Raw genomic sequence first — 10,515 nt, forward strand, 5'->3', positions numbered from 1 at the left:
GAGTGGAATCAGGACAGGGCCGGGGCGCGCAGGTCGCCCGGCAGGCGACGACGTCGGCCAAGATCGTGGTCGCGGGCGGGTTCGGTGTCGGCAAGACGACCTTCGTGGGGTCGGTGTCCGAGATCGTGCCGTTGACGACCGAGGCGGTGATGACCGAGGCCAGTCTGGGTGTGGACGACCTGTCGGCGACGCCGAACAAGGTCACCACGACGGTGGCGATGGACTTCGGTCGGGTGTCGCTGGACAGCGACCTGATCCTGTACCTGTTCGGCACGCCCGGCCAGCACCGGTTCTGGTTCATGTGGGACGACCTGGTGCGGGGTGCGATCGGCGCGGTGGTGCTGGTGGACACCCGGCGGTTGGCCGACGCGTTCGCGTCGATCGACTTCTTCGACGACCGGCAGCTGCCGTACGTGGTGGCGGTGAACTGCTTCGACGGGATGCTGCACCACCGGATCGACGACGTGCGGGAGGCGTTGACGATCGACCAGTCGGTGCCGATCGTGACGTGTGACGCCCGCAACCGGGAGTCGACCAAGCAGACGCTGATCACGCTGGTCGAGCACTCGATGCGCAAGTGGATGACCGTTCGCGCGTGACGGATTGAGGGTGTCCGGCGCGTGGACGCCGGGTTTCGCGGGGCCCGCATGGCACGATGTGCCGTAGCGGGCCCCGCGGTGTGTCGGGGCGCCGGGGACGCAACCCCCGTTGCGGTGGCACGTCCCGAAACACGTAGTCTGAGAAGTGCTTAAGATCTTGCTGTCGTGATGATGGGTGGCCGATGGATCCCAGGAACACCGGTCTGGACGTGTCGTCCAGCCACCTGAACGGCGAGCTGCCGACCCGGACGGCGGCCGCGGTGGCGGCGGGCAACCTGGCGGCCCGGCTGTCCAAGGTCGCGGGCGGTGGCGGCGGCATCATCGGCGGCCGCGTGACGCTGGCGCTGGACCCGAACGCGCTGGCCCGGCTGTGCCGGGACCGCACGGTCGCGCTGGTCACCGGCACCAACGGCAAGACCACCACGACCATGATGCTGGCCAAGGCGATGAGCGTGATCGCGCCGGTGGCCACCAACCACAGCGGCGCCAACATGCCCGACGGCCTGGTCGCGGCGCTGTCCACCGACCAGACCGCGCCGGTGGGCGTGCTGGAGATCGACGAGAACTACCTGCCGAAGATCTCCGACGCCGTCCAGCCGGCGGTGATCGTGCTGCTGAACCTGAGCCGGGACCAGATGGACCGGGTCGGCGAGGTCCGGCACACCGAGCGCAACCTGCGCACCGCGATCGCCCGGCTGCGCAACACCACCGTGGTCGCCAACTGCGACGACGTGCTGGTCACCTCGGCCGCCATCGACGCCGACAACACGATCTGGGTGAGCGCGGGCGGCAACTGGCGCGGCGACTCGACCTCGTGCCCGCGCTGCGGCATGCGGGTGCACGGCGGCGCCACCGACTGGTACTGCGACTGCGGCTTCGCCCGTCCCACCCCGAGCTGGTCGGTCGCCGACGGCAAGATGACCAGCCCGAACGGCGAGTCCTTCGAGCTGCGGCTGCGGCTGCCGGGCAGCGCCAACGAGGCCGACGCCACCCTGGCGCTGGCCGCGTCCACCCACCTGGGGGTGCCGCTGCGGCCGGCGCTGGAGCGGATCCGCACCATCACCGGCGTCGGCGGCCGGTACACCACGCTGCACCGCAACGACCGGATCGTGCGGCTGCTGCTGGCCAAGAACCCGGCCGGCTGGGCGGAGACGCTGCCGCTGCTGGCCAAGAGCCCGGACCACCCGGTGATCATCGCGATCAACGGCCGGGAGGCGGACGGCCGGGACAAGTCATGGCTGTGGGACGTGCCGTTCGAGAAGCTGCAGGGCCGCACGGTGATCGCGACCGGCGAGCGGTCGGCGGACCTGGCGGTGCGGCTGACCTACGCGGACGTGGCCCACACCCACGTGCCCGACCCGTACCAGGCGATCGACTCGGTGGCGCCCGGCGCCGTCGAACTGGTCGCCAACTACACCGCGTTCCGGGACCTGAAGTCGGGGTTGAGCAATGGTTCGTGACTCTGTCGTGCGCATCGGCCTCGTGCTGCCGGATGTGCTGGGCACCTACGGCGACTCCGGCAACGCCACCGTGCTGCGCAAGCGGCTGGAGTGGCGGGGATACCGGGCGGAGATCGTGGACTTGGCGGTCGGCGAGACGGTGCCGAACTCGCTGGACTTCTACCTGCTCGGCGGCGGCGAGGACCGGGCGCAGACGCTGGCCGTCGCGCACCTGACCGCCAACCCCGGCATGCAGGAGGCGGCCTCCCGCGGCGCGGTCGTGCTGGCCATCTGCGCCGGCCTGCAGATCCTGGGCCACGACTTCACCGGCACCGACGGCGTCACGCACCGGGGCCTGAGCCTGCTGGACGTGCGGACCACGCCCGGCACCGCCGCCCGGGCCGTCGGCGAGCTGCTGACCACGCCGGACCCGGCGCTGCTCACAGCGACGATGACCGGCTTCGAGAACCACCAGGGGCACACCAAGGTCGGGCCGAACGCCAAGCCGCTGTCCAAGGTCGTCTACGGCACCGGCAACGGCGACGGCGCGGACGGGGCGTACGCGGGCCGCGTGGTCGGCACGTACATGCACGGCCCGGTGCTGGCCCGCAACCCCGCGTTCGCGGACCTGCTGCTGAGCTGGGCGGTCGGCGAGCCGCTGGCGCCGCTGGACATCCCGGTGATCGAGAAGCTGCGGGACGAGCGGAAGCGGGCCGTGCAGGCGCTGGCCAACCGGCGCAAGCGGCTGCTCCGGTTCTGACGGCTGTGGCCGAGTCCCGACCGACGCTGCCGTCGCTCGGGCTGAGTCCGCTCAGCCCGGTGGCCAGCCGCGCCGACCTGGTGGCCGAGTCCATCCGGTCGGCGATCCTGGCCGGCCGGATCCGCCCCGGGGACACGCTGGTGGAGCGGCGGCTGGCGGCCGAGCTGGGCGTGTCCAAGACGCCGGTGCGGGAAGCGTTGATCATGCTGGCGGCCGGCGGCCTGGTCGTGTTGACGCCCAGCCGCGGCACCTCCGTGCGGTTGTTGGACGGCCACGACCTGCGCAAGATCCAGGAGGTCCGGCTGCTGCTGGAGCCGTGGGCCGTCGCCGCGACCACCCGGCTCGGTCTCGACGACGCCGTCGAGCGGGCGCGGGCGGCGCTGGCCCGGTCGGCCGCGCATCTGGACACCGTCGATCACGGCGAGCTGAGCATGGCCAACCGCGACTTCCACCGGGCCCTGTATGCCGGCTGTGGCAACGAGTTCGTGGTGGCGAGCCTCGACGGCGTGCGGGACCTGGCCGCGCTGGCGGCCGTGAGCCTGCTGTGGCCGCACTGGCCGACCTGGCGCGAGGAGCACGTGGAGCACGAGCGCATCCTCAAGGCCGTCGAGGCCGGGGACGCCGAGTCGGCGCAGAGGCTGACCCGACAGCACATAGAACTGTCGGGCCAGCGAGCCGCGGACGTCGTCGGAGCGGTCTGATCACGCGTGGCCGATGTCCTCAGTTCACCGACTTCAGCCAGTCGGCGACCTCCGCCTGGCCGGCGGTGGGGAGTTCGCTGATCGGCGGGCGCACGGTGCGGGCGCACAGGCCGAGCTGGGCGAGGGCCTCCTTGACGACGGTGACGTTGTCGGCGCTGCCGTTGGCGGCGCGGAGGTCCTCGAACGGCTTGAGCTGACGCCACAGCGCCATGGCGCCGTCGCGGTCGCCGGTGTGCAGGGTCGCGAGCAGCCGCAGCGACAGCTCGGGGGTCACGTTGGCCAGGCCGGAGGTGAAGCCCTCGGCGCCGACGGGCCAGAAGAACGGGGCCCAGGTCTCGGCCAGCCCGCAGATCCACACCAGCCGGCCGGCGCCGGCGGCGTCGTCGACGACGGTGACGGCCTGGCCGAAGGCGACCGGGTCGGGCACGGCGTACTTGACGCCGACGAAGTTGGGGGCGACGCGGGCCAGCTCGGCCAGGGCCCCGGCCGGGATGTGCGGGCTGCGCAGGTAGCAGACGACGCCGAGTTCGGGCACGGCGTCGGCGACGGCCCGGTGGTAGTCGACCCAGCCGGCGGCCGACAGGTAGGGGTGCACCGGCTGGTGGACCATGATCGCCTGAGCACCGGCGTCACGGGCCTTGCGCGCCGACTCTGCGGCGGTCCGCACGTCGTAGCCGACGCCGGCGACCACGAGCGCCCGGTCGGCGGCCTCCTCGACGGTCAGCTCCAGAGCCCGGTCCCGCTCGGCGGCGGTGAGCGAGTAGAACTCGCTGGTGTTGCCGTTCGGCGTGACCACGTCGATCCCCGCGTCCAGGGTGCGCCGCAGCACCGACCGGTAGCCGGGGGCGTTGACCTCTCCGGCCGCGTCGAACGGGGTGACGGTGATCATCACCACGGAGCGCAACGCCCGCTTGACGTCCTCCAGCATCACGGTCCTCTCGCGTTGGTATCTGGTATACCAACATAGACGACCAGGCCGGCGGCGGCAATAAGGGACGTCGAATGGCGCATTGCGACACACGTTCACATGCACGTTCACATGCACCTATCCGAGGTATTCACCCCGCGTCCGCGCTCCAAAACCGCCATCCATGCGATACGGTGGGAATGAGCGTCAGTTAATGGTCGTACGTCAGGTGGAGCAACCATGGCACAGAAGACGATCGTCGAACTCGTCGACGATCTGGACGGCGGTGTTGCCGCGGAGAGCGTCGCATTCAGCCTGGACGGTGTCGAGTACAACATCGATCTGTCGACGGAGAACGCGAAACGCCTGCGGGATTCGCTGTCGGCCTATGTGGACAAGGCGCGCAGGGTGGGCGGCCGCAAGCAACGCGCGATCGGCCGGCCCGCCGGACGCACCGGCGACAAGGCGCAGAACCAGGCCATCCGGGAATGGGCGCGCAGCCAGGGCGAGAAGATCTCCGACCGCGGCCGGATCCCGGCCGAACTGGTGACACGTTTCCAGGCCGCGCATTGAGAGCGAGTGGATGGGCGAGGTGTGCCCTGGCATGAAGCCGCCAGGGCACACCTCGCTCTCAATGTGTTTTGTGGGGCTCACGCCCCACACCCCAGGCAGGGCGGGCTTCGCCCCCCTGCACCCCCCCGACACGGCGTAGCGAATACGCGAACCTTTCCCGGAATCGTTGATAGGTCACGTTTCCCAGCCGTCGAACTTAGTATAGCCTCACCTTACCCACGACGGGAGAGGGAGGCGCGGGTGAGCACGACCGGACGGGACGTCCTCCGCCGTTCGATCGCCGGACAGCGACGGTCGGTGACGCTGGCATCGCTGCTGACGGCGGGCCACCAGGGCGGCGAGGCGCTGGTGCCGGTGGTGATCGGCGTGGTGATCGACCAGGCGGTCGCGGGCGCCTCGGCGCTCACGCTGGTGGTCTGGCTCGCGGTGCTGGGACTGCTGTTCGCGGCGCTGTCGACCAGCTACCGCTGGGGCGCGCGGTTCGCCGAGCGGGCCGCCGAACGCACCGCCCATGAACTGAGGCTGGACCTGGCCCGGCGCGTGTTGCACCCGGCCGGCGGCGCCGAGACCGGCAACCTCGCCGGCGAGTTGGTCAGCATCGGCACCTCGGACGCCAAGCGGGTCGGCGCGGTCAACGGCGTGCTGCCGTTCGGCGTCGCCGGCCTCGCCGGCCTGCTCGTGACCGCGATCGTGCTGCTGACCCGGTCCGTGCCGCTCGGGCTGCTGGTGCTGCTCGGCACGCCGCCGATGCTGTACGTGGCCCACCTGATCGGCAAGCCGCTGGAGCGCCGCAGCGAGGCCGAGCAGGAACGGTCGGCGTTCGCCTCCGGCGTCGCCGCCGACCTCGTCGCCGGAATCAGGGTGCTCAAGGGGATCGGCGCCGAGCGCGCCGCGATCGACCGGTACCGCCGGACCAGCCAGGACTCGCTGCGGGCCACGTTGCGCGCCGCCCGGGCCCAGGCGTGGCACAACGGGGCGCTGCTGGCGCTGACCGGGATCTTCATCGCGGTGGTCGCGCTCGTCGGCGGCAACCTCGCCGCGGCCGGCTCGATCAGCGTCGGCGACCTGGTCGCCGCGGTGGGCCTCGCCCAGTACCTGATCACGCCGTTCTCGCTGTTCTCGTGGGTCAACGGCGAACTGGCCCAGGCTCGCGCCTCGGCCGGCCGTATTGCCGACGTCCTGAACGCTCCGCCCGCGGTCGGTTCCGGCGAAGCGTCGTTGCCGAAGCCGGCGGCCGGGCACGTGCGGGTCACCGGCTTGAGCCGGGGCGCGCTGCGTGACGTCGAATTCGAGGCCAGGCCCGGAGAACTGCTCGGTGTGGTGGCCACCGATCCCGCCGCGGCGACGGATCTGCTCGACTGCCTCGGCCGCGCGGCGGACCCCGTTGCCGGCACGGTGTCGGTGGACTCGGTCGATCTGTCCACTGTGGATCCCAGTGACGTCCGCGAGGTGGTGTTGGTCGCCGCGCACGACGCCGACCTGTTCGCCGGGACGATCGTCGAGAACGTGTCGACCGGGCCCCGCGTGGACGAGGCGCTGACCGCGGCCGCCGTGGACGAGGTCGCAAGCGCGCTGCCCGACGGCGTGGCCACGGCCGTCACCGAGCGCGGGCGGTCACTGTCCGGTGGGCAACGCCAGCGGGTCGCGCTGGCCCGGGCGCTCGCGGTGGACGCCCCGGTGCTCGTCCTACATGACCCGACAACCGCCGTGGACACCGTCACGGAGGCGCGAATCGCGGCCGGCCTGGCGGAATTGCGGCGGGGTCGCACGACCATCCTCGTGACCACCAGCCCGGCCCTGCTGTCGGCGACCGACCGGGTCGTGCTGCTCGATGACGGCCGGGTCGTCGAGCAGGGCAGCCACGCGGCGTTGGCCGTGCGACCCGACTACCGAGCGGCGGTGCTGGCGTGACCCGCGAACTCCTTCCCGTGGCCGACGGCCGCCGCGTTCGCGCCGTCGTCGGTGAACTCCTGAGCCGGGCCAAGGGCCGTACGGCGGCGGCGTTCACGATGCTCATCGCCTCCACCGCGATCGGACTGCTGACCGCTCCCCTGCTCGGCCGGGTCGTTGACATCGTGGCGTCCCACCGGCCGGCGACCGAGCTGGTGACGCCGGTGGTCGAGCTGGTGGTGGTTGCTGTCGCGTCGGCGGCCGCGACGGCGCTGGGGGTGTCGCTGGTGGCGCGGCTGGGTGAGACGATCCTGGCCGAGCTGCGCGAGCGTTTTGTCGAGCGGGCCCTCGGACTGCCGCTCGACCAGCTGGAGCGGGCCGGCTCCGGCGACCTCACCACCCGTGTCACCAACGACGTCTCGGTGGTCGCGGACGCCGTCCGGCAGGCGCTGCCCGAGCTGGGCCGCTCGGTGCTGACCGTGGTGCTGACGTTGGGGGCGCTGGCGGTCCTGGACTGGCGGTTCCTGCTGGCCGCCCTGGTCGCCGTGCCGCTTCAGCTGCACACCGTGCGCTGGTACGTGCCGCGAGCCGAGCCGCTGTACGCCAGCCAGCGCGAAGCCGTTGGCACGCAACAACAACAGCTGCTCGACACCATCGGCGGCGCCGCCACCGTGCGTGCCTTCCGGCTGGCCGACACGCACCTGGACCGGGTGCGGGACCGTTCCACCGGCGCGGTCGACCTGGCCCTACGGGGCGTCCGGCTGGTGACGCGGTTCTACGCGCGGCTCAACCTCGCCGAGTTCGTCGGGCTTTCCGCCGTACTGGCCATGGGCTTCCTGCTCGTCGGGGCGAACGCCGTGACGGTCGGCGTCGCCACCGCCGCCGCGCTGTACTTCCACAGCCTGTTCGGGCCGATCACCACGGCACTGGCGCTCGTCGACGACGCGCAGGCGGCCGCGGCCGGCCTGGCCCGGCTGATCGGCGTCGCCGACCTGCCGGCCGTCGCGGAGCCTACCCGCCCGGCGCGGCCGGTCGACGCCTCCGTGAAGACCGCGGGCGCCGGATTCTCCTATGTGGACGGTCATCCGGTGCTGCGGGAGGTCGACCTCGACGTCGCCCCCGGCTCGCGGGTCGCGCTGGTCGGCGCCAGCGGGGCCGGCAAGACCACGCTGGCCAAGCTGATCGCCGGCATCCACCGGCCGTCGGCCGGGTCCGTCACCCTCGGCGGCGTGCCGCTGGACGAACTCGGGCCGGACGGCACCCGCCGCGCCGTCGCGTTGATCAGCCAGGAGGTGCACGTCTTCGCCGGCCCGCTGGCCGACGACCTGCGCCTGGCCCGGCCGTCCGCCACCGACGAGGAACTCCGGACCGCGCTGGCCAAGGTGGGCGCACTGTCCTGGGTGGACGGTCTGCCCGACGGCCTGGCCACGGTGGTCGGCGAGGGCGGACATCAGCTGACCGTCACGCAGGCCCAGCAGCTGGCCCTGGCGCGGCTGGTGCTCGCCGACCCGCCCATCGCCGTCCTCGACGAGGCGACCGCCGACGCCGGCAGCGCCGGTTCCCGTGTGCTGGAAGCCTCCGCCGCCGCGGCATTGGAGGGCCGGACCGCTTTGGTTGTGGCGCACCGGCTCACACAGGCGGCGGCGTCCGATCGCATTGTGGTGCTGGATGCCGGCGCCGTCGTGGAAACCGGTACGCACGAGGAATTGGTGGCAGCCGGCGGCCAATACGCGAAGCTCTGGACGGCCTGGTCAGGACAAAGAGCCTGAAATACACGACGACCCGCCGGGAGGAATCTCCCGGTGGGTCGTCCGGCCAGAGGGTTCTACTGACCCATGGCGTCCGCCAACGACTTCGGGCGCATATCCGTCCAGTTCGCCTCGACGTAGTCGAGGCAGGCCGGCCGGGTGTCGGGGCCGAACGCCGTGGTCCAGCCGGCCGGCACGTCGATGGCCACCGGCCACAGGCTGTGCTGGTTCTCTCCGTTGACCAGCACGAGGTAGGTGCCGTCCTGGTCCTCGAACGGATTGGTCACTGGCCCACCTCGCTAACGCTCGACGGGTCTGCGACCCAGGTCCCTGTGCTCATTGGTGCCCTCGCAAGCTCGGTCACAGTGGCCTCCTCATGCGGTGATGTCCGTGCGGGCGTTCTTGACGACCGCGGTGAGCTGTTGGATGACCGGGGCGGCCAGCACGGGGTTGAAGCGCGGCTCCGCCGACCAGTCGCCGAGCTGGTTGGCCTTGACCGCCGGCAGCTGTGCCCAGGTCGGGATCTGCGCGAGCTGCTGGCGGGTCAGGGCGTACGTGCGGCTGTCGGTCAGGATCAGGTCCGCCGCGTACTTGCCGGCCTGCTCCCAGCTGAGCGTCTCGTAGTAGTCGTCGCTGCCGCCGCCGTTGACGATGTCCATGCCCAGGTCGCGGTAATACGACAGGTCGGCGAAGAACTCGGGCTTGCAGACGTAGAGGTTGTCCTTGTCGCTGGACACGACCAGCACCTTCAGGCCCGGCTTCGACTTGATCGCCGCCCTCAGGTCGTCGGAGGCCCGCTGGAAGTCGGCCTTGCCCTGGGTGATCGCCGCCGAGTTGGCGTCGCCGCCCAGGGCGACGGCGAGCTGCTCGTACCGCTGCATCACCTTGGGCAGCGTGACCTTGTACTCGGACAGCGCGACGATCGGCGCCACCTGCTGCACCTTGGCGGCCAGGTCGTCCTTGATCACCCACAGGTCGGTCGGCTTGGCGCCGGTGAGGCCGGTGACCACCAGATCCGGCTTCAGCGCGGCGAACTTCTCCATGCTGAAGTCGTCCCAGGCGTTGCCGATCGACGTCTCGGCGCTCAGGTCGATGTTGCCGGCCTGGATCTCCTTCTTGCCGTCGGCGGTCTTCTGCGGCCCGAACACGCCGGTCGCGTGCACGCCGTAGTCCCACAGCGCCGCCGCCGAGCTCGCGTAGGCCACCACCCGGGTCGGTCGCTGGTCACGGGAGGCCTTCTGGCCGCGGTCGTCGGTGAACGCCCACGGGCCGCTTCCGGCCGCGTTCGCCGGTCTCTCGCCGTCGCCACACGCCGCCAGCGCCAGTGTGGCCGCCGCTCCGCCGGCAGCGACCAGGAATCCACGCCTGCTCAGGCCGGCGCCTCGAAACACGGACATGATCACCCTTCGCCGATTTAGGTTAGGCATACCTTATTTGGGAGACGGGGTGGGGACAACCGGCGGGGGCGGCGAGTTGGGCCGCCCCTTCACCGCCGACCCGACAGCTGGGCCTGTGCTCCGGGCACCGGCTCGGCCGGGTCGTGGCCGAGGTGGACCTGGCGGTTGTCGGCGTCCACGTGCACCACCCGAGGCCGGTGGTTCGGGCGCTCGGACTCCTCGACCTGGGCGTAGGTGATGATGATCACCAGGTCGCCGGGGTGCACGAGATGCGCGGCGGCCCCGTTGACGCCGATCACGCCGGAGCCGGGGGCGCCGGTGATGGCGTAGGTCTCCAGGCGGGCGCCGTTGGTGATGTCGACGACCTGGACCTTCTCCCCCTCGACGATGTCGGCGGCGGCCATCAGCTCGGCGTCGATGGTGAGGGAGCCGACGTAGTGCAGGTCGGCCTGGGTGACGGTGGCCCGGTGGATCTTGGCGTTCATCAGCGTGCGGTGCATG

The 10,515-nt window shown here is 71.5% G+C and carries 11 protein-coding genes; 7 read left to right on the forward strand and 4 right to left on the reverse strand.

Features of this window, described 5'->3' with window-relative positions; genetic code table 11:
- Positions 1-2 precede the first annotated feature (2 nt).
- The 4 genes from BJ998_RS01025 to BJ998_RS01040 all read left to right on the forward strand — a co-directional run bounded on the left by BJ998_RS01025 (position 3) and on the right by BJ998_RS01040 (position 3,499).
- The gene (locus BJ998_RS01025) at positions 3-599 is read left to right on the forward strand and encodes a GTP-binding protein (protein WP_184857611.1); all 597 of its coding nucleotides are present in this window, start codon (positions 3-5) and stop codon (positions 597-599) included.
- 182 nt (positions 600-781) lie between these two features.
- Positions 782-2,059, forward strand: coding sequence for a DUF1727 domain-containing protein (locus BJ998_RS01030; protein WP_184857613.1), 1,278 nt, complete (start codon positions 782-784; stop codon positions 2,057-2,059).
- On the forward strand, positions 2,049-2,798 hold the full coding sequence (locus BJ998_RS01035) for a type 1 glutamine amidotransferase (RefSeq protein ID WP_184857615.1): 750 nt from the start codon (positions 2,049-2,051) through the stop codon (positions 2,796-2,798). The genes BJ998_RS01030 and BJ998_RS01035 overlap by 11 nt, the downstream gene beginning before the upstream one ends.
- A gap of 5 nt (positions 2,799-2,803) precedes the next feature.
- Complete coding sequence (locus BJ998_RS01040; RefSeq protein WP_184857617.1) at positions 2,804-3,499, forward strand: GntR family transcriptional regulator; 696 nt, start codon at positions 2,804-2,806, stop codon at positions 3,497-3,499.
- Positions 3,500-3,518: 19 nt separating this feature from the next.
- Here the strand turns inward: BJ998_RS01040 and BJ998_RS01045 are convergent, their stop codons facing one another.
- Complete coding sequence (locus BJ998_RS01045) at positions 3,519-4,427, reverse strand: dihydrodipicolinate synthase family protein (RefSeq protein WP_184857619.1); 909 nt, start codon at positions 4,425-4,427, stop codon at positions 3,519-3,521.
- 219 nt (positions 4,428-4,646) lie between these two features.
- On the opposite strand from BJ998_RS01045, the gene BJ998_RS01050 reads away from it, so the two are divergent.
- The 3 genes from BJ998_RS01050 to BJ998_RS01060 all read left to right on the forward strand — a co-directional run bounded on the left by BJ998_RS01050 (position 4,647) and on the right by BJ998_RS01060 (position 8,638).
- Positions 4,647-4,979, forward strand: coding sequence for a histone-like nucleoid-structuring protein Lsr2 (locus BJ998_RS01050; RefSeq protein WP_184857621.1), 333 nt, complete (start codon positions 4,647-4,649; stop codon positions 4,977-4,979).
- 240 nt (positions 4,980-5,219) lie between these two features.
- Positions 5,220-6,890, forward strand: a complete 1,671-nt coding sequence (locus tag BJ998_RS01055; RefSeq protein ID WP_184857623.1) for an ABC transporter ATP-binding protein — start codon at positions 5,220-5,222, stop codon at positions 6,888-6,890.
- Positions 6,887-8,638 carry an ABC transporter ATP-binding protein gene (locus BJ998_RS01060; protein ID WP_184857625.1) on the forward strand — a complete coding sequence of 584 codons (1,752 nt, stop codon included), beginning with the start codon at positions 6,887-6,889 and terminating at the stop codon, positions 8,636-8,638. Before BJ998_RS01055 ends, BJ998_RS01060 begins: the two co-directional genes overlap by 4 nt.
- A gap of 56 nt (positions 8,639-8,694) precedes the next feature.
- On the opposite strand, the gene BJ998_RS01065 is transcribed toward BJ998_RS01060, so the two are convergent.
- The 3 genes from BJ998_RS01065 to panD form a co-directional block, all read right to left on the reverse strand.
- Positions 8,695-8,904, reverse strand: a complete 210-nt coding sequence (locus BJ998_RS01065; RefSeq protein ID WP_184857627.1) for an MbtH family protein — start codon at positions 8,902-8,904, stop codon at positions 8,695-8,697.
- A gap of 87 nt (positions 8,905-8,991) precedes the next feature.
- Positions 8,992-10,014 carry an ABC transporter substrate-binding protein gene (locus tag BJ998_RS01070; RefSeq protein WP_184857629.1) on the reverse strand — a complete coding sequence of 341 codons (1,023 nt, stop codon included), beginning with the start codon at positions 10,012-10,014 and terminating at the stop codon, positions 8,992-8,994.
- A gap of 89 nt (positions 10,015-10,103) precedes the next feature.
- Positions 10,104-10,514, reverse strand: a complete 411-nt coding sequence (gene panD, locus BJ998_RS01075) for an aspartate 1-decarboxylase (protein ID WP_184857631.1) — start codon at positions 10,512-10,514, stop codon at positions 10,104-10,106.
- Position 10,515: the final 1 nt, after the last annotated feature.

It is taken from the genome of Kutzneria kofuensis (genome assembly GCF_014203355.1).
GTDB classification, from domain to species: domain Bacteria; phylum Actinomycetota; class Actinomycetes; order Mycobacteriales; family Pseudonocardiaceae; genus Kutzneria; species Kutzneria kofuensis.